General features: G+C 32.1%; 23 protein-coding genes. 14 read left to right on the top strand and 9 right to left on the bottom strand.

Annotation, left to right across the window (positions count from 1 at the left end; genetic code table 11):
- Positions 1 to 11: 11 nt before the first annotated feature.
- Complete coding sequence (locus CVT05_RS04820) at positions 12 to 776, bottom strand: hypothetical protein (protein WP_107697994.1); 765 nt, start codon at positions 774 to 776, stop codon at positions 12 to 14.
- Positions 777 to 927: 151 nt separating this feature from the next.
- Between CVT05_RS04820 and CVT05_RS04815 the strand changes: the two genes are divergently transcribed.
- From CVT05_RS04815 to CVT05_RS04790, 6 genes are all read left to right on the top strand, one after another.
- Entirely contained in the window at positions 928 to 1170 is a 243-nt protein-coding gene (locus tag CVT05_RS04815) for a hypothetical protein (protein WP_012001260.1), read from the top strand.
- The gene (locus tag CVT05_RS04810; protein WP_012001261.1) at positions 1167 to 2333 is read left to right on the top strand and encodes a DNA cytosine methyltransferase; all 1167 of its coding nucleotides are present in this window, start codon (positions 1167 to 1169) and stop codon (positions 2331 to 2333) included. Before CVT05_RS04815 ends, CVT05_RS04810 begins: the two co-directional genes overlap by 4 nt.
- Positions 2334 to 2342: 9 nt before the next feature.
- Positions 2343 to 3812 (top strand): DNA cytosine methyltransferase, encoded by a 1470-nt coding sequence (locus CVT05_RS04805; RefSeq protein WP_107697993.1) that lies wholly within the window; start codon positions 2343 to 2345, stop codon positions 3810 to 3812.
- 73 nt (positions 3813 to 3885) lie between these two features.
- Positions 3886 to 4494, top strand: a complete 609-nt coding sequence (locus CVT05_RS04800; protein ID WP_159071217.1) for a hypothetical protein — start codon at positions 3886 to 3888, stop codon at positions 4492 to 4494.
- Complete coding sequence (locus CVT05_RS04795; protein ID WP_107697991.1) at positions 4491 to 5729, top strand: McrB family protein; 1239 nt, start codon at positions 4491 to 4493, stop codon at positions 5727 to 5729. The genes CVT05_RS04800 and CVT05_RS04795 overlap by 4 nt, the downstream gene beginning before the upstream one ends.
- 46 nt (positions 5730 to 5775) lie before the next feature.
- Positions 5776 to 6990, top strand: a complete 1215-nt coding sequence (locus CVT05_RS04790; RefSeq protein ID WP_107698023.1) for an LlaJI family restriction endonuclease — start codon at positions 5776 to 5778, stop codon at positions 6988 to 6990.
- 129 nt (positions 6991 to 7119) lie between these two features.
- Here CVT05_RS04790 and CVT05_RS04785 read toward each other — a convergent pair whose 3' ends face one another.
- Positions 7120 to 7659: a DUF262 domain-containing protein gene (locus CVT05_RS04785; RefSeq protein WP_159071216.1), complete on the bottom strand. Its 540-nt coding sequence runs from the start codon at positions 7657 to 7659 to the stop codon at positions 7120 to 7122.
- 188 nt (positions 7660 to 7847) lie between these two features.
- On the opposite strand from CVT05_RS04785, the gene CVT05_RS04780 reads away from it, so the two are divergent.
- The 4 genes from CVT05_RS04780 to CVT05_RS04765 are packed head-to-tail and all read left to right on the top strand — an operon-like array spanning position 7848 to position 10585.
- Positions 7848 to 8669, top strand: coding sequence for an SIR2 family NAD-dependent protein deacylase (locus CVT05_RS04780; protein WP_107697989.1), 822 nt, complete (start codon positions 7848 to 7850; stop codon positions 8667 to 8669).
- A gap of 53 nt (positions 8670 to 8722) precedes the next feature.
- Positions 8723 to 9640: a helix-turn-helix transcriptional regulator gene (locus CVT05_RS04775; RefSeq protein ID WP_107697988.1), complete on the top strand. Its 918-nt coding sequence runs from the start codon at positions 8723 to 8725 to the stop codon at positions 9638 to 9640.
- A 59-nt stretch (positions 9641 to 9699) separates the two neighbouring features.
- Entirely contained in the window at positions 9700 to 10017 is a 318-nt protein-coding gene (locus CVT05_RS04770) for a hypothetical protein (protein ID WP_107697987.1), read from the top strand.
- Positions 10010 to 10585: a metallophosphoesterase family protein gene (locus tag CVT05_RS04765; RefSeq protein WP_107697986.1), complete on the top strand. Its 576-nt coding sequence runs from the start codon at positions 10010 to 10012 to the stop codon at positions 10583 to 10585. The genes CVT05_RS04770 and CVT05_RS04765 overlap by 8 nt, the downstream gene beginning before the upstream one ends.
- Here CVT05_RS04765 and CVT05_RS04760 read toward each other — a convergent pair.
- From CVT05_RS04760 to CVT05_RS04740, 5 genes are all read right to left on the bottom strand, one after another.
- On the bottom strand, positions 10580 to 10900 hold the full coding sequence (locus CVT05_RS04760; RefSeq protein ID WP_107697985.1) for a hypothetical protein: 321 nt from the start codon (positions 10898 to 10900) through the stop codon (positions 10580 to 10582). The genes CVT05_RS04765 and CVT05_RS04760 overlap by 6 nt on opposite strands.
- 182 nt (positions 10901 to 11082) lie before the next feature.
- Positions 11083 to 12162: a PD-(D/E)XK nuclease family protein gene (locus CVT05_RS04755; protein ID WP_107697984.1), complete on the bottom strand. Its 1080-nt coding sequence runs from the start codon at positions 12160 to 12162 to the stop codon at positions 11083 to 11085.
- A 185-nt stretch (positions 12163 to 12347) separates the two neighbouring features.
- Complete coding sequence (locus tag CVT05_RS04750) at positions 12348 to 13826, bottom strand: DUF2779 domain-containing protein (protein WP_107697983.1); 1479 nt, start codon at positions 13824 to 13826, stop codon at positions 12348 to 12350.
- The gene (locus CVT05_RS04745; protein ID WP_107697982.1) at positions 13813 to 15894 is read right to left on the bottom strand and encodes a DUF262 domain-containing protein; all 2082 of its coding nucleotides are present in this window, start codon (positions 15892 to 15894) and stop codon (positions 13813 to 13815) included. Before CVT05_RS04745 ends, CVT05_RS04750 begins: the two co-directional genes overlap by 14 nt.
- On the bottom strand, positions 15884 to 17596 hold the full coding sequence (locus CVT05_RS04740; protein WP_107697981.1) for a DUF262 domain-containing protein: 1713 nt from the start codon (positions 17594 to 17596) through the stop codon (positions 15884 to 15886). The genes CVT05_RS04745 and CVT05_RS04740 overlap by 11 nt, the downstream gene beginning before the upstream one ends.
- Before the next feature lie 138 nt (positions 17597 to 17734).
- On the opposite strand from CVT05_RS04740, the gene CVT05_RS04735 reads away from it, so the two are divergent.
- The 4 genes from CVT05_RS04735 to CVT05_RS04720 all read left to right on the top strand — a co-directional run bounded on the left by CVT05_RS04735 (position 17735) and on the right by CVT05_RS04720 (position 21841).
- On the top strand, positions 17735 to 17944 hold the full coding sequence (locus tag CVT05_RS04735) for a hypothetical protein (RefSeq protein WP_107697980.1): 210 nt from the start codon (positions 17735 to 17737) through the stop codon (positions 17942 to 17944).
- Between the two features lie 368 nt (positions 17945 to 18312).
- The gene (locus CVT05_RS04730) at positions 18313 to 19512 is read left to right on the top strand and encodes an ATP-binding protein (RefSeq protein ID WP_107697979.1); all 1200 of its coding nucleotides are present in this window, start codon (positions 18313 to 18315) and stop codon (positions 19510 to 19512) included.
- Between the two features lie 110 nt (positions 19513 to 19622).
- On the top strand, positions 19623 to 20552 hold the full coding sequence (locus CVT05_RS04725) for a hypothetical protein (RefSeq protein ID WP_107697978.1): 930 nt from the start codon (positions 19623 to 19625) through the stop codon (positions 20550 to 20552).
- Between the two features lie 74 nt (positions 20553 to 20626).
- Entirely contained in the window at positions 20627 to 21841 is a 1215-nt protein-coding gene (locus CVT05_RS04720) for an ATP-binding protein (protein ID WP_107697977.1), read from the top strand.
- A 42-nt stretch (positions 21842 to 21883) separates the two neighbouring features.
- Here CVT05_RS04720 and CVT05_RS04715 read toward each other — a convergent pair whose 3' ends face one another.
- Both CVT05_RS04715 and mobC read right to left on the bottom strand, forming a co-directional pair.
- Positions 21884 to 24334, bottom strand: coding sequence for an aminotransferase (locus CVT05_RS04715; RefSeq protein WP_107697976.1), 2451 nt, complete (start codon positions 24332 to 24334; stop codon positions 21884 to 21886).
- Positions 24324 to 24686, bottom strand: coding sequence for a plasmid mobilization relaxosome protein MobC (mobC, locus tag CVT05_RS04710; RefSeq protein ID WP_107697975.1), 363 nt, complete (start codon positions 24684 to 24686; stop codon positions 24324 to 24326). Before mobC ends, CVT05_RS04715 begins: the two co-directional genes overlap by 11 nt.
- Between the last annotated feature and the right edge of the window lie 138 nt (positions 24687 to 24824).

Raw genomic sequence — 24824 nt, 5'->3', positions numbered from 1 at the left:
TACCGCCTTAATTATTTCTCTATATCTGGCTCCATGCTTGCATCAAATTTAGTGTTCCAAATTTCTGGGTCTGGCACGTCTTTTATTTCTTCTTCGCTATACCCAATAGCCTTCAGTCTTTCATTCCAAGTCTTTCTAATACCTTCAGCAATAGGCTTAAATTCTTCTGGTGAAAATTCATCGGTTTTTGCATTATTACACCAGTAGCAAGCCATGCAACAATTCTCTTTGCTATACTCCAAATTTGGTAGCATTCTATCTATCTCTAGCGTATATCCGCGTGTATCGCTTCTTTTGTTGTTTAGCTTGCCATTTTTGCCAAGCTCTTCGATCTGAGCTAGGCTTATACCGCAATATGAGCAAGTTGTTTTTTTAAGCATCTTGTTAAAATCTGTTTCAGAAAACTTTTCTTCAAAATCATTTTCATATTCTTTTTCCAGTGCATCTAAAATTTCTGTAAATTCTTTAGATTTTTGAACAAAATATTGTCTTTGTTCTATAATCATAATGCTTAACTCTTTGCCCTTGTGTTTTATTTTACTTTTATCACTATTTAGTTCAAGTTGGTAGTATTTACTACTATATAAATTTGCTATTTCATTAGTAACCTCAAAATTTTTAAAATCCTTTTTTATAGTTTCAATATTACTCATAATGTAGTAATCATTGCATCCATTTTCATCCAAGTTGTCCCAAGAAAAAGCCTTGTCAAACAAAAATAGCTGAACTTTTGTTTTAAAACTATCTTCCATTTTAGTTTTATATTTCTTTGTCATCTTCCTCTCCTATAAAATTTTCGTTATTGTACCAAATTAGATATGCATTAAATAAAACTAAAAATATATACATTAAAATGTAATACAATTTATGTTTTATGGATTTTTTATGATCTATAATATATAATTCCAAAATAACAAAGGATAAAAAGTGAAATTAGCACAAATTATTCATAAAATCCACAAATTAGTCGAAGCAAATGAGCTTAAAAATATCACCAAGAAAGAGATGGCAAATAGGCTTAATATTTCTGAGCGAACATATATAGAGTGGCTTAGAGAAACAAATAAACCTATTGCTATGAAAGCTGTGCTTGATATGTTGTCGCAACTAAAAAATGATGATATATTGCAAGTTGTTAGAGAATGGAAAAATAGCGAGCAAGCAAAATGAAAAAACACACATTTATAGATTTGTTTGCTGGCGCTGGTGGTATGGCAGAGGGTTTTTACCAGGAAGGATATATGGCCCTTACTCATATAGAGCTTGATAAATATGCTTGTTTAACACTACAAGAAAGAATGAGGCATTATGGGTATCACGAAAATGAGATTAATAAAATAAAGCCAACTGATATAACAGATAAAAATATTATAAGCATTATAGAGAGCAATATTGGCAAAACAAGTGATATAGATGTTATTATAGGAGGGCCACCTTGTCAATCTTTTTCATCACACGGTAAGGCAAGAGATCCATTTAGCATGAAGAAAGATCCAAGGAACTATTTATATGAAAATTACCTAAATATACTAAATTACTTTAAACCAAAATTCTTTGTGTTTGAGAATGTTAGTGGCATATTATCTACGAAAATAAAAGGCAAATCTATAATTAAAGATATATTTGATGGCATGAAAAAAAACTACAATATTATTGAAAACAAAGATATGATTTTATTGAATGCTGTTGATTTTGGGGTTCCGCAAGACAGAAAAAGAATTATTATTATAGGCACAAGAAAAGATTTAAGTATAAATCCTAAAAGTATTTATGATGAGCTTAAAAATATTACAAAAAAACTTAAAAAAACGACAGTAAGAGATGCTATATCTGATTTGCCAAAATTAAAGCCATCTGAGGGAATGCAAACAGTTAATTTTAATCCAACCAATAAATCAAGTTATTTAAAGTTAATTAGGCAAAATAATTATAATCTCTTGCATGGACATATTGCTAGAAATCATAATGAACTAGATAGAAAAAGATACCGCCTTATGGCAAAAAACAAATGGGATTTATCAGATTTATATAAGAATGAGCCTAGCTTAATACATATAAAAAAAAGGTTATTTAATAATAGCTATTGTGTTCAAAATTATGATGCCCCATCAAAAACAATTATTGCTCATTTGTATAAAGATGGTAATCAATTCATCCACCCAGATTATACACAAGAGAGAAGCATTACTCCAAGAGAAGCAGCAAGATTGCAAAGTTTTCCTGATGATTTTGTTTTTCCGTGTTCAATAACACAACAATATAAACAAATAGGTAATGCTGTTCCGCCACTAATGTCAAAATATATAGCTATGGTTTTAAAAAAATATTTATGAGGCTTAACAATGTTTTTTAAAAATGCATCAAATATAAAGACACCTCTTGAAAAAAAGTATTTTTTGGAAAATATTGATTTAATTAATCGTATAATAGAAAAAACCAAAGAATTATATAATTTAAAAACTATAGAATTAAATAGCAATAAGTTACACAATGAATTAAAGCATATAGGAATTATAAAAAGCGAACAAGAAATTGACATCTTAAAAGAAATTTTAAAAAAAGACTATGATAGATTGATTCTAAATTTATCAATTTATGCAAACAATAAAAAGCTCTTCATAACTACTGTTAATAAATTTTCAAATGAATATAGAAAATCTATACAAGCGAAAAAAACAAGCAAATCGCCTACAATTATTGATTTGTTTTGCGGTGCAGGTGGTTTTAGTTATGGTTTTAGTAAAATGGGCTACAATATATTGTTAGCAAACGATATTGATAAAGATGCTTTAAGAACTTATAGTTTTAATCACCCTGAAATAAATTCATCTCGTATAATTAACGATGATGTAAAATTAATATCTCAAAATATACATAAATATGTAAATTTACAAGTTGATATGATTATAGGTGGTCCGCCTTGCCAATCTTTTAGCAGTGCTAATCAGCAACGAGTTATAGATGACCCTAGAAATGTTTTGTATAAATATTTTGTAAAATTTGTAAATGATTTAAAGCCTAAATTTATAATAATGGAAAATGTAAGAGGTATGCTAAAAGTAGCAAATCAAGTAGTAGAGGATTTTGATAAAATAGGCTACACAGCTAAATATAGGTTATATGATGCGACTAATTTTTCCGTTCCACAAAAAAGAATTAGGCTAATTTATATTGGTATAAATAAGGAATATTCAAAAAAACATAATTTAGATGTAGATAAAATTATGAGCGATATTGAAAATGAAACAAAAAAAAATAAAAAATTTATTCTAAAAGATGCACTAGATAATATTGAAAATTTAGTTTGCCCAAGCAAACAAAACCAAACGGAAAGCGATGACGAATCGGGTTCAAAAATTTCTATAAATAAATATAAAAATAATGAGTATTTGAATTTGATAAATAATAATAATATCTATTCGCTTACATACAACCATAAGGCACGATTTCAAAATGAGACAAACTTAAAGATATATTCATTATTAAAGCAGGGGGAGGATTCCACAACCGAAACAATAAAAGATATTATGCCTTATTCCCATAGAAATCACATATTTAAGGATAAATATTTTAAGCTAGTAGAAAATGAACCTAGCAGAACGATTACAGCACATTTAAAAATGGACTGTCACTCGCATATTCACCCAACTCAAATTAGAGCCATTACCCCAAGAGAGGCCGCAAGAATTCAAAGTTTTCCTGATAACTATCTATTTTTTGGACCTTACCTAAAAACCTATATGCAAATAGGTAATGCTGTTCCGCCACTAATGTCAAAAGTATTTGCAAAGGTATTTAAAAAATATTTATAGCAAAATAAGTGTCTTTTTACTACAATACACAAAAAATATACTTATTGGTTAGCTTATGAATACGCACTTTATTATGGCAACAAGGCAATTAACTGGATATTCAGGTAGAGATTTATATATAAATCTTACATCTATAAATGAAATTACCGAACTATTTAATAAAATAAGCAACTCCAGTTCCTTTAATGTTAATAACAAAAAGACAACATATGATGGTGAAACAAAAAGTGCATATTTTCAAATATTTGACCCGATTTTAAATAAGTATTTCGAGGTTCACATAAAAGACAATAGACATAGAGATGGACTATGGTTTAGACTAACCAAATATATTCAGTATCAAAAAATAATTCCAGGACAATTCTTGGTATTAAACATGACTATTAATGAACATAATGCAAAAATATCAATATATGGTTTAGAGTTTTACAGATATGTTATGCAAAAACATAACGATTATTATACTTTGATGCTGGATATAGATTCTGGCGAAAGCTATGACACAATAGCCGAAAGCTATCTAAGAAATTTTAATATACTAAGGACAGACACGATTGTAAAAAGGGGATACGGTAGTTTTTTTGTATATAAAACTGACCACTATTCAAAAAAATACATTGGTGTTCCATATAACACCAATTTAGAATGTGACGAATTTAACGGGATTGGAGATATAATATGAATACTTGGATTTGCTCATTAAAAGATGACTTAGAAATTAAAGATATAAAAAACTACGAAACCGTTTTGACAGATGATATTATTTTTGGCTATGTACAAACTATCGAAAGCGGAGAGTTTTTTATTATAAAAAAACTTATAAAGAAAGAAAATGGACAATTAGAAAATATTGACATAGAACCGATAAAAATAGATTTGCCATACAGTATTATGTATCGTTGCAAAAGCGGTAAATTTTTATACAAACTACAAGAAAAAGAGATTGATTTTTTACTAGATGAAAGTAGTCACGAAAAAGACAGCAATGATGAAATAGAAATTGATGAAAATTCAAGAGAAAAAGGCGGAGAAAATATAATTTACTATGGTGTGCCAGGTAGTGGTAAAAGTCATACAATAGAAACCGAGCATCCAAAGCATGATTATATTTTTGAAAAATTAGTTTTCCACCCTGACTACTCATATAGTGATTTTGTTGGACAGATAATGCCTGCTTTAAAAGATGATGGTGCTGTAAGTTATGATTTTAAACCCGGACCTTTTACTAAAATTTTAGAAAAAGCTTATAAAAATCCAACCCAGAAGTATCTTTTAGTCATTGATGAAATAAATCGAGGTAACGCACCTGCGATATTTGGCGAAATTTTTCAGTTGCTTGATAGAGACAAGGACGGCAACAGTGTTTATGTTGTCAATAATGAAAATATTGCAAAAATAGTTTATGGTAAAAACAATACAGATAAACCTATAAAAATTCCTTCAAATTTATGGATAATCGCCACAATGAATACAAGTGACCAAAATGTCTTTACGCTTGACACCGCATTTCAGCGTAGATTTACTATGAGACTGATTGAAAATTCTTTTAAAAATGCAGCAAAAGAATTTAAAGAGTTGCCTATCCTAGACACAACCATAACTTGGGAAAAATTTTGCACCACTATAAATAGTGTAATTACTGAAAGTGGCGATAATACAAGCTCAATGGAAGATAAGAGGCTAGGTGTGTATTTCCTAACTGAAAATGAGCTAAAAAATAAAGAACTATTTGCATACAAGGTTTTAAAATACCTTTGGGATGATGTTTTTAAATTTGACAAGGGTGCATTCAATAGCAATTTTAAAACGCTAGAAGCTATTATTGTTCATTTTATAAATGATGAAAATAGCGGGGATTTACAATTTGATATTTTTAATGACGAAATTAGAGAAGAACTAGCTAAAAATACGAAATAAAACGAAAAAGACGAAGCAGAGACACAAAATAACATAGATGAAGCAAATAACTAATTTAAAAGAGCATTGCTTTTTGAATAATGCCATAAACGATGACTTTGTTGGCATTAGAAGCAAAAATAATAAGTTGCAAATTTGCTTTCCACTAGGTTTTGATTTAGATGATGAAAATATAAGAGCTGACATTAGAAAGCTCTTATCCGTGCTTTTAAAATTTAATAAATCCCATACCAAAATACACTTTACTGATACTAATAACGATCAAATAGAACAAACCTTTCCAATCATCGCTTATAAAAATGTCATAGAGTATTTTTTGGCCCACAGCTACTACATAGAACGAGAAGCCATTTATCAAACCGCCACAAAAGGTAAGATAAATTTTGCTAGAACAATTAAGAAAAATTGCCCTTTGGTTCAAAAAAATGGTTCTTTCGTTTATACAGAGTTTCAAACCAAGAAAAATCAAACAAATGAAAACGAACTAATTACAGCCATAAATAGATATTGTGTTTATGAAGCTTTTCATAAATTTGGCTTTGTTTATAACTCATTTATGCCACCAAAATTTAATCTACCAACAAGCAAAAATCACTGCCTTTATATTTTACAAAACAAACTAAACAACACTTTTGATGATAAAAAGCGACTGCTTTTTAGCTCTATGAAAGATATGCTTTTACAAAACGACAATGAACTAAAAGAAAATGAGTTTAAATTTGGTACTACCAAATTTTATGCGATTTGGGAAAAAATGATAGATAGCGCATTTGGAATTGCTGATAAGAATATATACTTTCCAAAAACGCAGTGGGAACTAAGATATACAAAAGATAAAGATAATAGCTCATTACAGCCAGATACCATTATGATTTATGACGATAAAATTTATATTTTAGATGCAAAATACTATAAATATGGTGTTAATTTAAAAGGGCTACCACAAAGCAGTGATATAACAAAGCAAGTAGCTTATGGTGAATATACAGCCTATATTATAAAGAGCAAAAACAGTTATGATACAAGCAATATTTACAATGCTTTTTTGATGCCTTACAATAAAAATAATAACAAATTTAGCACCGCAATAAATGGTAAATTTAAGAATATCGGCAAAGCTATAATGGAATGGAAAAATGGCACAAATTATTTAATAGTGCAAGGAATTTTAGTAGATACTAGATTTTTGATTTTTAACTATGACAAGATGAACAACGAGAATAAAAAATTGCTAGTTGAGGCTATACAAAATACAATTTAGGTGCGTTTGCTACATAATATCTGTATATTTCTTTTGCTTTTTCATCACCCATATTTCCAGATTTTATAAGTCTATCAAATATTGCGTTTTTGATGATATCCATTGACGATAAAACCAGACCTGCAGAGTTTATAGAGTCAAATATTTTTGTTCGTCTTCATTTTCATCTAAATTTATAACGACCCATAACTTCATCTCTAATATATAGTCCAAGAAACGAACAATATCGCTGCTTTCTAAATTACTATTTTTTAATCTTTCAGAAAAATATTTATAGCAAGCAAGTAATTTACCATCATCTTTTGACTCACATACTTCAGAATAATCTTTAGCATTTATAATGGCCTCAAAAGAAGATCTATTTATATGAGAATGTTTTATTTTTGGATTTTTATATTTTGTGGGCTCTGCGTACAAAAAACCTACATAATCAACAAGTCTATCTTCATCCAATAAATCATAAATAGACTTAACTAAAATAGAAAAAGTCTTTAATCTTTGTTGTCCATCTATTAGGCTTCTACGACTTCCTTCTACCATTGAGCTCGGTAATTGTTTTAATATAATTGAACCAAGAAAATGCAATCTTTGCTCCTTAAAGCCATTAAGAAGATCATTAAAAAGCTGTTTCCATTGAGCCCTATTCCAAACATACAGACGCTGAAACAATAGAATTTCTATATTATTTTCATCTCACATAAAACCAAAACTAACCTCCTCTGCATTCACAAGCTCTCTTTTTTAAAAAATTAATTAGCTATATCACTTTTTACAAAGTAAATATATTAAAGATAACAGACAAAAAATTGTCTTATAAACTCATTACAATTACTAAAATTTCTTACGAAAGGATCAAAATGCAAGAAAAGATAAATAAGATCAAAAAGATTATCTCGGAGGCTGATGCAGTCATCATCACAGCAGGTGCTGGCATGGGTGTAGATAGTGGATTGCCTGATTTTAGAGGAAATCTAGGTTTTTGGAAAGCCTATCCACTTTTAAGGGATAAAAATTTAAGCTTTGAAGATATGGCAAATCCGCAGTGGTTTTTTGACGATCCAAAGCTAGCTTGGGCATTTTATGGCCACAGGCTAAATTTATATAAAAACACAGAGCCTCATGAGGGCTTTGGACTGCTTTTAGATCTTGTAAAAAGTAAAAACGAAAACTACTTCGTCTATACCTCAAACGTCGATGGGCACTTTGCTAAGGCTGGTTTTAGCGAGGAGAAAATTTATGAGTGCCACGGCTCTATTCACTACTCTCAGTGCATCCACAACGACGATGGGATGATATGGAGCATGTGTGAGAGTAGCGTAGAGGTCGATGAGGCTAAATTTATAGTTACAAAGATGCCAGTTTGCCCTGAGTGTGGCTGCGTGAGCCGCCCAAATATCATGATGTTTTACGATCATGAGTTTAACTCAAAAAGAACCTTGGCACAGCACAAAAGATATGAAGAGTGGCTGGAGCAAAACAAAGATAGCCGCTTTGTCATCATAGAGCTGGGCGCTGGGCTTGCGGTGCCAACAATTAGAAATTTTGGCGAGAAATTCGTTAAACGATCAAAAAAAGCAACTCTTATCCGCATAAATCCAAGAGATAACTACATCTCAGAGTATATCGGCATAAGTCTAAAATGTAGCGCACTAGATGGCCTTAGGCAGATATTATGCTAGAAAAGACATCCTCTAGTCCTAATTTGGATATAATCCCTAAACCAGGAGGTCAAATGAAACCCATCATAACAAAACAAGAAAACAGCAAATTTGAACGCATAAATTTAATAGCCTTAAAGCTAAGAGAGAGGCCGCACACGATAAAAGAGCTAACAGCCATGCTTGGAGTGACCTCAAAGACTATCCAGCGCGACCTTTATGACACATTAAGAGAGTATGGCGCCGTCAAAAAGGGGCACTACTGGAGCCTAAATGACGAGGACGCTAGCGACGGACTAGACGGCGATGATAGAGTGGTGCTAAATATCCTTGATAACGTGGCAAAAAACATGGGATCAAATTTTTACAGCAAGGCCCACGTGCTTTTAGAGCAAATTTCTCAGCAGTTAAACCACCCGATACTTACAAACATAAACAACGAAAAGCTAAGCGAGGAGGATCTTGTAAATTTTCAAGCGCTTGAGGATGCTATAAGAGAAAAAGCGGAGATAACATGCACGTATAACGGCTTTGAGTTTCTTGTAAAACCTCTAAAGCTGGCACTTTTTGAGGGATTTTGGTATCTTCTCTTGCTTGATAGCAAAAAGGGTAATAAATTTAAAAAATTTCACCTAAAAAGCATAAAAGATATAAAGCATAGCGGGGATAAATTTGAACTAAGTAGTGAGCTAGATGAGCGTATAAAAGCGATGAACTCGGCATGGGCAAATTTAGAAGCACCAAAAACGGCAAGGCTACTGCTAGCGCCAGAAGTGGCAAAATACTTCGAGCGAAAGCCGCACGCAAAGCAACGCATAACCGGTCAAGATAGCGACGGCTCAGTCGAGATAGAGATAGAATTTACGCACATAATGGAGATAAAACCGCTCATATACTACTACCTGCCATTTATCAAGGTGCTTGAGCCAAAAGAGCTAGCTAATAAAATAAGAGATGAAGTAGGAAGTTATTTTAAGGAAATAGATATTTAACAAGACAAGATACGTCCAAATTCTAGGCTAAAATATCTAAAATTTTTAAAGGAGCAACGATGGGCGTTATTATAGACTTGCACGATATAATGAAAATAATGTCTTATGATGGTAAGATAGATGGCTTTGTCGGGACTTTTAAAATATCTAAACTTAGCAACACAATAAATCAAAGATTAAAAAGCGTGATTTCAAAAGCTAACGCAATATTTATGCATGTTGAGATGAATGAGAATTTATCATTTGCCAGCATTGAAGAAATTACTAGTAAACTTTTTGAGCTTGAGCTAGATTTTATATTTATGACTAGCACAGATAACAATCTAGATATGGATACAGTTAGATTTAGAATATTGGCAACCGGTATAAATGAATAATCTAAAACTTTTTCACGCTAGCGATCTGCACTTTAATACTAGCTATTTTGACTATATTTTGGCACATCAAGATGAATTTGATATTTTTTGTTTTAGTGGAGATTTTCTAAACAAAGATAATACGCAAGAAAAAGAACAAACTACCTTGTGGCTAAAAAGCTTTAAAAAATTAGTGTTTGTTTGCTCTGGCAACCACGATGCACCAGCATCTTGGCTAAATTCTATAAATGACATATACCCTGATGGCACCATAAAAACTATCAATGGTGTTAAATTTGGCTGCGTGCCTTACTTATGTGATGATCTGCTTGAATTTGCGGAGTGTGATATCTTACTGACCTACGTTCCCCCAGCAAAGACAAGTACGAGCATCAGTAAAAATGATAAGGATCACGGAGATATAGAGCTTGCAAGGCTTATTAAAAATAATCTTTTAAAAGCAAAGATCATCCTTTGTGGGCATATCCATGAGCCAAAATCTCACATAGAAATTTTAAACGGAGTTAAAATTTACAACTCAGCAAGTAGCGGTGCAAAAGAGCCATTTTATCAAGTGATAGAGCTATAAGTTTTCTATAATTTTAGCCACCTCTTGATACTCGTATGGCGTCATTTCTGTATTTAAGATTTGAGAGCATATCTCTTTTATAAATTCGGCGTCACAGCCAAAATCGTTTTTTAGATTTTGCAGTATAAATTTAGCTTCAATAACGACATCATAAGGGCTACTTAATGCCTTAACGGCTTGCCTGTAAAAATCTTTTGACGTCTCTGTGTTGCTATATTTAGTAAAATTTGCGTTATTTACGTAATCATAGCTTGATTTAGCCTGCGCCAAAAAAGAAAATTCATCATACTCTTGCCAAAGTTCTTGTTCGCTCATTTTTGCTCCTATATTTTTATTATAAATAAAAATATGGACAAAATTTGTCTATAAATATCTATATAACAGCTTTTGTCATAGTTTAGAAATAGATAAAGTTAAGATCGGTCAATCAATCGCCAACTCTTTAAATTGGCATTAGCGATTGAGGCGACCTATCTATCCAAAAATAACTGTTTGACCTATACCACAGCTAACTTAATGATTTCATCAGCTAATGGCTCTAGCTCATCTTTCATTTTTATTAGTTCATCCACTAGTTCGGCTTCGCTATATTTATAAAAAATTATCTCTCTCAAAAACTGATCTTTTTTTAGCCACTTCCATCTAGCAAATCTTGTACCTATATTCCATTCGCTAGAAATTTTAATTTGTATACTATCAACGTATGCCTTATTTATTCTATCTGTATCATAAGCAAGTCCGATATATGGATATAAAAAATTTTTACTATCAAATTCTAAAACTAATGCCAATAAATAGCCATTATCCCAACTTCTTTTAAAAATATATATAGGCGTAAAATATCTACTAGGATCAGCCTCTTCTATTTCTACGCACCATTCTTGTGATAATCTTTTTTCAAGCTCAGTTTTTACATTTGACATAAATTCGTTAAGTCTATTTGCATTGGCCATATCAAAGTATTTATTTCTTATTTCATCAACTACGTCATAGTTTTTAAGTATTATTTCGATTATTTTTCTTTCGTCCATCTGTACTCCTTTATATTTTCCATAAATTTTTTCGATTACGTTTTTGTATTGCGATATCACGGCAGCTAAGTTTGCCAAATTTCCAGCCTCATCAAGACATAAGCCAAGCCACGCCATTATCTCTTTGTCGTATGAAACCACCTTAAATTTAGCCACTTCATTACCGTTTTTTTCTAAAATTTTGCCGCCTTCGATTTTTAGCCCGCTTAAACTATAGTCGCTAGGCTCGTGTCCCTGCAGCGATAAAAATAGTACATAAATTTCAGCTTCGCCGTCGTTTTCTTTTTGTACGGTTTTTATATATCTTTTGATCTGAGCCTCTTGATCGCCGGCATTTATTTTATTTTCTAAAATAATATGCTTCGCGCCGTTAGTTATATAGATATCTATGTTTTCGTATTCTTTATAGACTTTTGCGCTTTGCGGATCTAGTCCAAAATTCTCTAGCCCGCACGCCTTTATAAAAAGCTCTAAAAATAACTCTTTTTGATAATGTGACGAATTTGGATCAAGTAGCGAGTAAATAAAGCGTGAGTGTAGTCGCACCTCGTCGGTTTATATCAAGAAGTGCTAAAAACAAATTTAATCGTTATTACCGCGTAGTTTCTTGATCTCTAGCTTATCATTTAGGATTTTGATTTGCTTTAGCATAGATTCAAATTTTTCTATATCCATACTTCCTCCTTTAAATTTTTAAAGCATTATAACCGGCAAAACAGACACTTTTTTGTCTATTTTGCCACTTCACACAATTTTTCTAAAACTTTAACCATAGCTAGGGTATCTAGCTTGCAGTATTCCAAAAGCGCCTTTTTATAGGCATCGCACTGCGTTTCGTTCATACTGGCCATAGCAGCATATGCCTGCATAGCTTCGCCTCCGTGATGGATCAAATTTAGATCCTTGTATGCCGATTCAAATTCAGGCACGAGCGCCGGCAAGACGTACTTTATCGAGTAGCTACCTTGCATTTTTGGGTGGTAGTAGCTTTTGCTAGCAAACGGCGCCATGAGGTCTTTTATATTGTCATGAATAGCCATAAGCTCGTTTGAGATTTGCGGATAAATTTCGGCCAGGCGTCTTATCACTCCTTTTTCAAAACTCATATTATAAGCCAGCACACAGGTATCCTGCGGGATAAATTTGATCAAATTTAGCGCCAGCTCGTATCTGGGATCGGCTCCGACCTCGGCCAAAAACTCAAAATGCTCTAAATTTCCATTGCCGTCATCTTTATGGATAGAAAACTGAAAAGGTATCTGTTCGTATGGTCTAAGCCCTATAAACTTGGGTACCGCCTGCTGAAATGTCTCAAAGTCAAGGTGATATAGCGGATAGCTAAGCGTATCTAGAAATTCTTTAATGGCGCCTTTGTCTATGACTTGCTCCTTGGATAGCTCGGAGCGAATTTGTATCTGCTGAGAGGCGTTAAATTTATCTAGCTCTTTTATGTCTTCAAATTTAACTATGCCACTTTTATAAAGCTCAAATTTCTTATCGCTTCTTAGACGAGATATGTCAAAGACGCTATACTCCGGTATGCTTCGCTGCTCGTGCCAACAGTACTCCCAGGCGTCGCAAGCGTAAGGGTTTGAGCAATGAGGGCCGATGTCAATGTCCGGTTCAATATTTTTGCTGAGAATTTCATCAAATTTACTTAAAATTTGAGGGATGTCCGCTTGTTTTTGCTTTACTTGCTCGGTTACATCTTCGATATGGAAAAACTTCTCAAGCTCGAGCTTCTCGCCTCTTACGTAGCTGTTATCTATGTGGATGATATTTACAGCGCTCACCTTGTAGCCAAGCGAGCTAATGACGTAGTACTGGATGGCTGAGTCGTCGATGTAGACTTCTTTGACGGAGGTACTGCTTTTTACTTCGTTGATGACGAGCCCATAATCGCCAACGCAAAGGATATCAACCATCACAAGGATGCCATCAAAGCAAAAGGTGGCCTCGTATATGACTTTTACGCCGCTCTCGATAAGCTCTTTTGTTTTTGCTATTTGCGAGCTAAAATCGCCGGTATACTCTATCCTCTCGCCGCCGCTAAATAGCTCGCAGGCCAGCTCGCCTACCGATGTACCGGTGTCAAATACCGCTTGCGCGCCGTCATCCGGAGCTTGCAAGACTTCGGGTTTTTTCTTTTTTAGCCACAAGCTCTTTTCACACTGAAGACCACGAATGTAGAGGGATTTAGATATTGCCATTGTCTATACTTTTTGCGATTTCGCATGCTTTATCTGTTATGGTTTGCAGTGGATCCTGCTCTGGTAAATTTGGATCAAATGCCTCTCCTATTCGTTCCTCGTTTATCATCCAGAAATATTTTCCATCGTCATTTTTGATAAAGCTAATATTTGTACCACCTATAGAAATATGTGGATTTTCACCATAAGACTTTGCCCATTCGTAACCTAATTTTTCATCGGGTAAATTTGGGAATCGCCTTTGTAGAGTTATAAATAAAGCGAAAGTGTAATACTCTACGTGATAACTATTTGTAAATACTCCTGTTAAAACTCTAATCATGTAATAATCTACTAATATCCAAAAATTACTGCACTCTTTTAAAATTTCAGGATATTTTATAAAATAATATCTCCAATTTTTTTTATCGTCAAACTCCTCTATAATATCTTGCAAACTTCTATCATCATCCAGTAAATTTTTCAGAAATTTACTTTTTTCTTTATCATAAAATACATCTCGCCAGTTGTCGTCTTTATTACGAGAGTTATTGTTAAAATTACAAAATGTAAAGTAGCTGCTATTACCGCGCTCAGGCAAATAATCACCCTTCGTTAATAGCGCCCTTTGAAACAAGAAGTTTTCCCTATCCTCTTTAAAAATCTCATCAAATTTCTTATAATACTCTTTAAATTTTTCTACATCATTTTCTGCAAAATCAATAAGGAACGTTAAATTTGAGCCAAGATACCAGTGCTTTTCGCCTTTATTGATAGCATCAATCCATCTTGGATCACTTTGCATAAGCTCTAATTTCTTTTTCTCTTGCCACCTGTAAAAATTGATTACTTTAAAGCTTCCTGGCTGCTCGTTCTGAAAATCAACCAATAGATCAAAAATATTCTCACTCTTGCATTTTTCACAAATTTCATTTATAAACTCAAAAGTCTGTTTTAGATTTGAAATGCTATCTATATTAAAATCTCTTGCTACATTTGAAGTTATCCTTTCATACTCTTTATAAAAATCTCCGCTAAGCTTTTGGGCTCCAAAATTTATCAAAAACATAGATAGTGCAAAAAACTTAACCCTTGTTTCATAGGTAACATCTTTGCTAGTATCAGTAAAATTTTTAATAAGCTCATAATTTGAAACTTCACGCAACTCATCTAAAATTTTTATTACATTGTTTACACTATTTTTATTACTGCTAAAAAACTCTAATGCATCTAGTGTATCAAACTCATCTAAATCAAAATCTTTTGCCTCTTTTGTATCTTTTATATTAAGAATAGTAAAATTTGAAGCTACTCCTTTAAAAAATGCCATATATCGTTTATCAACGCCACTCAAATCTATATCTTCTTTATCACTATCCTTTAATCCCCAAAACAAATCAAGCCAATCATTATCTAGCTTTGATTTTATCTCTTGAGATAGCTCTTTCTCAAATTCCGCTTTAAAATTTTCAAATTCACTTAGCGGCTTTCCTCTAGCATTCATTTTTATATACAGATCATCTGTTAATCCAAACTCTTTAAGCTCAAGAAAACTAAATTTTATATTTTCTAGTCTGTCGTAAAATATGGAATTTTTAAATTTATCATGTATCGCGTCTAGCATTACAAGCATAGATTTTACGGTCGGATCATTCTCCCAAAACGGCATAAACCAACTACTATTTTTTATATCCGGAGATATTTCCTCTTTGTTAAAATCGATATTCGAATCTACCAATCTTTCACAAAATTCTCTAGAGCTACTTCTGGTTTCGTATGTAAAACCCCTTAAATACTCACAATCTTTTTTTTCTTTTTTTGCAAAGTATAAGTGCAGCAAAAAAAGAGTAGTGAGACGCTGCTGTCCATCGATTGGTATAAATTTATCGTCATCTATGTTGCCATAAACAAAATCCAAAAATAAATTTTCGTCATTATCTAATCTATTAAAAATTTCATCTAAAAATTTATTTCTTATACTGACCGCATCTTTTCTACCTTGCGCGTAATCTCTTTGAATTATGGGTATTGAAATTTTTAACTTCCTGTCAATTAGGATATTTTTTAAATTACTTATATTATTTTCCATTTTTCTCTCCTAAAAATTTTTCTAATGTTTTTATTATCGAGTCTTTATAATCCTCTTGGTCTTGCTTACTCCAAAAATATACATCAGATATCTTCTTGGTGTAATACTTTAAAAATACATTTTTAGTACATATTGGTATAAATTCGCCGTTTTTATCCATCTCAATTATCTTTTCGCGTTTTTCGATAAACGGCCCGTTACATAAAGAGCTGTTATTCTCCGCTGCCAGTAAGGCTAAATTTTCTATTCCGTGCATATCCAACAACTCTTTGTCGCCAAATCTGTTTAGAATTTCTGTTTGAAGTATATAAAAATCATTCCTTTTATTATCTTCTTTAAAGGATCCAATCATTTCTGTAAGTTGTTTGTCACCAGTCTTGCTATCATCAAGATATTTTTCTACACTACTAAGCCATGCATCCTGCGCCTTTTTATCTTTTAGTCCTTTGTCGTTTTGTGCATGTATGTGCTCTAAACTCCATCTTTTAGTGCTAAATTCACTAAAAGAAAATCTAATATTAGAGCTTTTGTTATTTAAAATCGTAGCAATATTAAAAAATAGCAGTATATTTTCTATATCCTTTCTATTTTTTTCGTATTCCAACTCATCTATGTCTTCTATTTTAATTTTCTCTTTTATTTTTTTCTTTAAGAAAATATTAAAATCGTTTTTTGTTTCATCTTTTGCCTTGCTATATATCTCCTTGATATCTGATATATTAGATGCTACTAAAAAGCCGACTAAGTGGTAATTTGTAGTATCTTTAAACCAAAATTTAAATGTCAAAAATATCTTTTTTATATCGGTCCATATATGAGATAAATCACCTTCTTTTGCCACATCTGAAAAATGCCTATATATCGCATATCTATCTAGCTCTGTGTTTTTTACTCCAGATAAAATTTCAAAAAGTAGTTCTATCCTGGTCGGATAGTCGTTTTTCGTCAAAAATTTAAAAAATTCATCATCTTGCAGGGTGTATTCTATCTCGTCCCACTCTTTGGATATCTCTATTTGTTTTGTAATAATCTCATTTTCACTACACCCTTTTGGGAAGTTTCTAACATTTAAAAATAATGCCTTGATAAGCTCTGCGTTGGTAAGTGGAATTTTGCCGCTGTTTAACCTGGCGAATATCTTGACTTCGTCTTCACTATCTTCAACTTCGTACCATATAAACTCGATGTGCTTTTCGTCCTCTGAATTTGTAAAAATCTCAAGCATCTTTCTTTTAGTGGTTTTCTTTTCTTTTATTTTTTCTTCAAACCAATTTTCTATCGCTTTATAAGCTTGATACATACAAAAATAGTCCATATTTTTATTACTCTCATCTTGCGTTTTGCTAGTAATATTTTGTAAAAAATCTTTACTATCTTTTCTCGTTTCGTAGCTGAGTGTATAAATTTCGTCTATACCGTTTTCTTCTTTTAAAAGATTTTCTAAATATTTTAAAATGATAAAAATTGTAGTGAGCCTTTGCTGGCCGTCTATGACGTTGTATCGATTTTCACCGATTTTCTTAACTACTAGCGGTTGCAAACAATAAAATTTACCTCTATTTGTTTCTTGCATAAATTCAAGCAAATCATCTAGCAGATCTTTAACATGTAGCTCATTCCAACGATAGCCTCTTTGATATGCAGGCACGTTGAAATTTATTTTTTCATCTATTATATTCCTAACCGATCTTTGTTTTATCATTTTTTCTCCTTTATCTACTACTCTATATCGTCAAAAAGATCTTTATTTTAAAATCCTTTTTTGTGAAATTATACCAGCAAAATAGGAATAAAATTTATCCATTTTTTATTTTAAAATTCATCCAAAAAAGGAGTGGCGATGAAAAAGATCAGACAGATAAAAGAGCTATTTGAGGCTGGTAAAGAGAAACAAGCAAAAGATATGCTAGGTCACTTGCTAAACGACTCGACAAATCAATGCTTTGTCTGTACAAGATGGATATACCACACGATGTGTGGTAGGCCTGAAAACAGCATAGCCAGTGCAGCCGCTATATTTGAGCTCATGCAAAAGAACAAAAGCGTCTAGATATTTGGACGAGTGTATGAACTAGAGGATGATCTTTTTTACATATAGGCTTTCACGAATAGGCTCTTGAAGTTTTCAAAAACCTACAAAAACTGGCAACTCCCTAAATTCTAAAGAATCTAATTAAAGAGATAAATTTTTATCAATGAGAAAAAGGTGGGGTGTTAAAAGTAATGCTTTAATATTAAGGAGATTAAATTTCAAAAAGAACCCAATAGCACTATTAGTAAGGTTGTTTTCTTTCATAAAAATGTATATAGTCATTTGCAATAAAATGTGCTTTTGCTTAAAAAATAATCTTGTATGTATTTTATTCCATGTATTTCTATGATATAATTGTATTGCATTACATAATAAAGGGATAAACTATGCTAGATCAACTTTTCTTAAAGAGCAATGACCTTATAAGGTTAAACAACCATAAATTTAAAAGATACTTTATAGACTCTAAAGATTTGTCTCATAGGCTTATCGTTATCCTTGGACAAAGAGGAATAGGTAAAACAACTACATTGGCTCAGCTGGCCAGTAAAAACAAAAATAGTCTTTACCTAAGCCTAGATGACATAGAGATATCAAACGATATAACCTCGATTATAAGAGAGTTTGTGCTAAACGGCGGTAAATATCTATATCTAGACGAGATTCATAAAAGTAAAGATATATCTGCCATATTAAAATTTGCCTATGATAACTTTAAAGAATTAAATATAGTAGCTACAGGCTCGTCTGCTCTTGAAGTATTAAAAAGCTCTCATGATCTAAGTAGAAGAGCGATCGTTTATAAGATGAGCGGAATGAGCTTTAGGGAGTATGCAGGGCTAAGATACGACATAAATTTAGAAGCAGTTGAGCTTACAAATTTACTTACAAATCATCAGGGGATAGCTATTGACATCATTAACACCTTAAAACAAAAAGAGCTAGCAGTTATTAAGCTTTTTAGAGAGTATCTAAAGGTGGGTTACTACCCGTACTATAACGATATGCCAAATGATACCACCTTTTATCAGACTCTAAGGCAAAGCATAGAAGCTACAATAGATAGTGATCTTTTAAGTATATATCCAAATTTAAACGGCAATACAACAAGAAAGCTAAAGATATTAACTCATGCTATAAGCACGAACATCCCATATCAGCCAAACTATTCAAGCCTAAAATCGCTTGTTGATATAAGGGATGATAGGACGCTAAAAGAGTATCTTGCTATGCTTGATGGTGCTGGACTTATAAGACTTTTAATGAAAAATGAGCTAGCTATAAAAAATATGGATAAGGCAGACAAAATTTACCTTGAAAATACAAATTTAATGTATATAAACAGTCCAGAAATAGGAAATGTAAGAGAAACATTCTTTGCCAATCAGCTTGGAAATATTACTGAAATTTACTCGGGTAAGGCCGGTGACTTTATGGTTGGTAATAAATTTACCTTTGAAATAGGTGGAGCTAAAAAAGGTTTTGAGCAGATTAAGAATATGCCAAATTCATTTATAGCGGCAGATGATATTGAAGTAGGGGTTGGAAATAAAATTCCGCTTTGGCTGTTTGGGTTTTTGTATTGAAAAAGCAAATTGGGAAATATAGAGGAGGTATTAAAGTATGCTGTGCATTTTTATATAATCTACTTTAAACTTCAAAATTGTAATTAAGACATCAAAAATAAGGATACTCTGTGGATATAAATAAATTAAGAGAACAACTGGATAGCTTAAGTAATTCACCTATAATAAAAGCAATTAAAGATTTTGAGAATAGTGCTAATAAAATCTTAAACATCACAAAAATATCAACATTAGGACAAGAAGCAATAAAGCTTCAAAAATCAATGAATAATGATTATTTTAAAAGCATATTTAAAAGTCAAGAAGAATATAAAAAGCTTATGAATTCCATTAATGATGCATTAAGTATCAAGGATCTATCAAAATTAAAAAAAGTAATACCTTTAAACTATGAGAAAATAATTCAACCGTCATATATGGACTCTATAAATAAATATAAAAAAATATATAAAGTCCTTAATACTGCCAATTTAGAAAAAATATGTGGAATAGATATAAAAGAGCTAAACTCACAAATATCATCGTTAAACACAGATCTGTTTAAAAGTTCACTAGATGTTTTAAATAAAGAACGAGAAAATATTACTAATGTTACACCAGTAAAAAATGAATCAACAAAAATTAAATTTCTAAAAAATCCTATTTTTGATGTTATAGAACAAAATGAAAAGATAATAAAGCACCTGGATTTAATAGGTAAAACACTAAATCAAACCTCGTCGTATATTCAAACTCAAAATTTGCTTACACAACAGCAGATAGATGAAAATAGAAAATCGTCGAGACAAGCTTTTTGGGTTGCAATTATTTCTATTTTTATAGCAATAGCAGTTGCGTTATTAAACATTTGGCTATCTAAGACGTCAGCAATTGAAATAAATCAGCACCATAAAGAACTGCTTAACGCATTAGATAGTAGTAGCATCTTAAAGCAACAAAATAAACAAAGTAAGATTTTAGAAGCAATCATGTATGAGATAAAAAGTCAAAATAAGATGAGATTAGAACAAGCAAATAAGCAAAATAATGATACAAAATAGTCAAGCGGTAATACGACTTTAAAATTTATACAAATTATAGTATTATACTCCTAAATATTTAAGGATAAAATACTATGTATATCAAACGAGCCATAAGCGATGAAATAAAAGAGTATATGAAAAGCTTCCCAGTGTTTTTGATAAGCGGGGCTAGACAAGTCGGTAAATCAACACTTGCCTTAAATTTAGATATACCAAATTACGTAACGCTTGACGACATAAACATATATGAATCCGCAAGAAACGATCCTAAAGGTTTTATAGAGCACTGCAATAAGCCTATCGTGATAGATGAGATACAAAGAGTGCCTATACTACTTGTTGCCATTAAGGAATTTGTAGATAAAAAAAGAACAAACGGTCAGTTTATATTAACCGGTTCTGCAAATTTAAAGGGCTTTAAAGATATTTCAGACTCGCTTGCCGGTAGGATAGGTATAGTAGAGCTTTACCCGCTTTCTCAAAAAGAGTTAAGCCATAGTGATGAAAATTTGATAGATATTTTAAGTGGCGATATAGACCATCTTTCGCTAAAGAAGTATGATAATGAGGGCTTATCTGAAAAGATTATAAATGGTGGTTATCCAGAGATCACAAAGATAAGCTCTGAAAAATCAAAATATCTCTGGTTTAGCTCATACATAAGAACATATATAGAATCAGACGCCAAAGAGATAGGCAACATCAGAAATATGGATAAATTTATCACTATGTATCGCCTATGTATGCTAAGAAGTGGCAACATCTTTAACAAAAACGAGCTATGTCTAGAGTCCGGGCTTGACAATAAGACATTTGATAGCTATTTTAGCGTGCTTGAGCATACATACCAGATCCAAAAGCTACAGCCCTATTTTAATAACGCTCTAAAAAGGCTCATAAAAACACCTAAAATTTTTGCCACTGACACCGGAGTGCTGGCACACTTACTTCAAATTTCATCAGCACAAGAGCTTGCAAATTCCCCATATAAAGGTGCTATATATGAGACGTTTGTATTTGATGAACTACTAAAGGCAAATACAAGTAGCAAAAAAAGAGCAAACATATACTACTATAGAACTAGCGACCAAAAAGAGATAGACTTTATCCTTGAGATATCAGGCAAGCTCATAGCCATAGAGGTCAAATCCTCAAAAACTATCAGCAAAGATGACTTCAAGCATATCTACCACTTAAAAGAGAATTTGCAAAGTAAATTTGATAAGGGCATAGTCTTTTACACTGGTGATACGGCCGTAAAGCTAGATGATGATATGTTTGCATTGCCATTTGGTTTTATGGAGTGAGAGATGGCTAATAATTTGGCTTCTATAACAGCTCATAATAGTCTATCTCTCCAAACTATCATATCCTGACTTTATATTCTGTTCTTTACCCTCTGCTCTATTTGATGGTTGTTTTGTTTGCTCTATCCCAAAGTTACTATCAAGTCCTTGATCACATAGCTCTTGCTTTGTTATTTTTAATGAGCCAAATGATATATGATCATTTGTTAGAGAGATCTTATCTGTTTTATAACGCTCCTTTAGCTTATTAAAACCTTGTATATCTTGCCAATCTTTCATATAGGTTTTTATATTATAAATTAAGCCTTGATAGTTAATTTTAACTATATCTGGCAGGTATTTTTTAAAGATTTCAGTTCTATTTATAAAAGCTAAATAGCATCTATTTATATCTAAATGGCCATCGATACCTTTTACGAAGCCTTCATATTCATTTTGTTTAAGTCCTATCTTTTTAATGACGTCATCATTAAAAAGCCCAGTTTTTATCTTTCTAGCCACTTCATCAAATTTATCTCTAATGTAGATATATGGAGTATAGTGTCTATTTAGGCTAAAAGAGTAGGCTGTGTTTTCTTCTGACAAGTAAAGATATCTGCCGCTCTTACCAGAAAGTATTTGATGATTTTTATATTCTTTAAGCACAGCACTCTCGTCAAAGTATTCTATTAGCTCTTTTATAGAAATCTTTGATGATATGGCTTGGTAGCTTGCTCTTTTAATATGTGAGTTGGTATCTTTTGGTTCATGGCTAAGCTCATATCTTCTTAGTTTTTGCAAATCTTCATATATGGCTTTAATATCCATATTATTAATTTCTGTTTTTAAGCCAGCCTCTTCAATGGCTCTTGTATTATCAAAAGTTTTTCCTCTAATGCTTACAACCTCAGATCCTGGCACTGGAGTGTAGTGAAATTTACTAGGATATAGGCTTGAGTTATTTACTATATTATATAGCCCAAGCTCTTTTGTTATCTCTTTTATGTATTCATCATATTCATTTAAGCTTGGAGCCTTTGTTGTGGGTATGATGAGTTTAAATTTCTCTACTTTTGTATCCGGTGCTTGATAGGTGGTTAGGTATATGAAGCCTTTTATTCCTTTACTTTGTAGTAAATTTTGAGCATCATTTGCAGTAAATTTAGAGTTATCTATATCATATATAAGCGTAGGAGTTATGCTATCAATACTGCTAGCTTCTTCACTTTTATCCTTGAAACTTGCCACTGATATAGCTGAATAGTTTTTAAGTATTGATTTTAGATTGTATGGCTCTATTTGTATCGTTTTCCAGCTATTTAACACTTGAGCCTTTAGGCCTTTATTTGGTGTACTAAAGTCACTGCTTACACTCAATGTTATCTTTGGCTCATTTTTATTGGCTTGAAGCTCTATAAGCATTTGCTCTAGTTCATTAACCACGTGAAATAACGCTCCCTTTCTGCCATTATAGACTATCTTACACATTAGATCAGTTAGATTATAAGTTCCCTTAAACCCATCCACTCTTACTTTATATTTATCATTTACCATTTCAGCTTTTGCGGTGATGTTAAATTTTGCATTGATCATAGGCAAAAATTCTCTTATATCGACTGCATTAAGCCTCTTTGCTCTATCATAATAGTCTTTTTTGAAACTCTCATCTTCTTCTATCATTCTTAATAGATAATCAGCTGTAGAATTTTTAGCATCAGCTAGTAACTCTTCAACACTTATATTTTGCTCTTTTGTATCAGCTTTTGGCTCGATCACAACATCTGTTTCTATCTTCATCTGTGTATCTTTTTCTTTGCCTTTCTTAACCTTTTGTGCTGCACTTTTAAAGCTTTCATATTGTTTATTTAGTTGGTCTTCATCCATGCCTAAAAGCTCTATATTATTTAGACCATACTTGTTAGATAAGATGTCATTAACCACTCTTTTAAATTTTTCTGCTGTTTTAGCCATAACAGCTTTTACTTGTTGCTTGGCTGCACCTTTTGTATATATAACTCCACCGGTTTTTACACTATGGGTAAATTTCATATTTTCAAAAGAGACTATTAGATGAACATGAGGTTCTCTTTTTAGTGGTTCACCATTTTTATGTTTCTTGTTTAATGTTCTATTTTCTAGTGCTCCTTCTGGGCGAGGAATGTATGGCTCTTCTTTGATTATAGGCAGATGAGCTTCAGCATAAAAAAGTAGCTCATCTATGTCGTGATTTGGGAAAGTTAGCCTTAAAAAGTCCATTATAAACTCATCTATATTGCCACTTTCATATAGCTTGTTCCACTCCTCTGAAGTAAATGACAAGGATATATGATAGTAGTTATGTTTCTTATTCTTTTTCTTGCTCTGGTGCTTTTCAGACATCTCGATAAGATCTAAATTTCCAGCCAGTGGCAATCTATCATCTTTTTCATCTCTAGTTAGCTTTGAATCTCTTTTCTTGCCAGTTTTTAGATAATCAGCTATGCCTTTTTCTCCCTTTGAGATCTTAACTATCATAGCTACTCTTTATTAGGCTTAAAATTTCAGTTAGCACTGATTGAACTTTGTACAACTCTTCTTGTATCTGCAGTATCGTTTTTAAATCTATATTACCACTAGTCTTATAAGCTATATTTAGTTTCTTTGCTATTTGATTGATGTTGTTAAAAGGTCTAGCAAAATATGTAATGATTGTTGGATATAGCTCTTTCTTTTTTATGGATTCAGAATTTATATTGCCATTATCTATAAGATAGGAAATGATTTCTGATCTTGATATTTTTAGTTCTCTAGCCATATCAGATAATTTGCTATTTTGCTGAGAAGTGATCCTTATAGAGAGCACCTTATCCTTGATATTTTTTGGCATATGATATCCTTTCATAAAATGTACTAGCGAGATGAAGCGTTTTAACGCTTCTTATATCTCGCATTGTAGCCCTCGGCAGAGCAAGATTATACAAGGTATGAAAACGAAGTGTCATACATTGTATGTGTCTTGCTATTA

Origin of the sequence: Campylobacter concisus (assembly GCF_003049705.1) — a bacterium.
Taxonomy (GTDB): Bacteria; Campylobacterota; Campylobacteria; order Campylobacterales; family Campylobacteraceae; genus Campylobacter_A; species Campylobacter_A concisus_AR.
Note: the sequence above shows the minus strand (reverse complement) of the source record. Positions and strands in the feature narration are given on the sequence as shown.

Bases quoted from the DNA above. Each gene is read 5' to 3' on its own strand.
- CVT05_RS04820 (WP_107697994.1), bottom strand. From the start codon at position 776: ATGACAAAGAAATATAAAACTAAAATGGAAGATAGTTTTAAAACAAAA.
- CVT05_RS04810 (WP_012001261.1), top strand. From the start codon at position 1,167: ATGAAAAAACACACATTTATAGATTTGTTTGCTGGCGCTGGTGGTATG.
- CVT05_RS04805 (WP_107697993.1), top strand. From the start codon at position 2,343: ATGTTTTTTAAAAATGCATCAAATATAAAGACACCTCTTGAAAAAAAG.
- CVT05_RS04800 (WP_159071217.1), top strand. From the start codon at position 3,886: ATGGCAACAAGGCAATTAACTGGATATTCAGGTAGAGATTTATATATA.
- CVT05_RS04795 (WP_107697991.1), top strand. From the start codon at position 4,491: ATGAATACTTGGATTTGCTCATTAAAAGATGACTTAGAAATTAAAGAT.
- CVT05_RS04780 (WP_107697989.1), top strand. From the start codon at position 7,848: ATGCAAGAAAAGATAAATAAGATCAAAAAGATTATCTCGGAGGCTGAT.
- CVT05_RS04775 (WP_107697988.1), top strand. From the start codon at position 8,723: ATGAAACCCATCATAACAAAACAAGAAAACAGCAAATTTGAACGCATA.
- CVT05_RS04770 (WP_107697987.1), top strand. From the start codon at position 9,700: ATGGGCGTTATTATAGACTTGCACGATATAATGAAAATAATGTCTTAT.
- CVT05_RS04765 (WP_107697986.1), top strand. From the start codon at position 10,010: ATGAATAATCTAAAACTTTTTCACGCTAGCGATCTGCACTTTAATACT.
- CVT05_RS04760 (WP_107697985.1), bottom strand. From the start codon at position 10,900: ATGAGCGAACAAGAACTTTGGCAAGAGTATGATGAATTTTCTTTTTTG.
- CVT05_RS04750 (WP_107697983.1), bottom strand. From the start codon at position 13,826: ATGGCAATATCTAAATCCCTCTACATTCGTGGTCTTCAGTGTGAAAAG.
- CVT05_RS04745 (WP_107697982.1), bottom strand. From the start codon at position 15,894: ATGGAAAATAATATAAGTAATTTAAAAAATATCCTAATTGACAGGAAG.
- CVT05_RS04740 (WP_107697981.1), bottom strand. From the start codon at position 17,596: ATGATAAAACAAAGATCGGTTAGGAATATAATAGATGAAAAAATAAAT.
- CVT05_RS04735 (WP_107697980.1), top strand. From the start codon at position 17,735: ATGAAAAAGATCAGACAGATAAAAGAGCTATTTGAGGCTGGTAAAGAG.
- CVT05_RS04730 (WP_107697979.1), top strand. From the start codon at position 18,313: ATGCTAGATCAACTTTTCTTAAAGAGCAATGACCTTATAAGGTTAAAC.
- CVT05_RS04720 (WP_107697977.1), top strand. From the start codon at position 20,627: ATGTATATCAAACGAGCCATAAGCGATGAAATAAAAGAGTATATGAAA.
- CVT05_RS04715 (WP_107697976.1), bottom strand. From the start codon at position 24,334: ATGATAGTTAAGATCTCAAAGGGAGAAAAAGGCATAGCTGATTATCTA.
- mobC (WP_107697975.1), bottom strand. From the start codon at position 24,686: ATGCCAAAAAATATCAAGGATAAGGTGCTCTCTATAAGGATCACTTCT.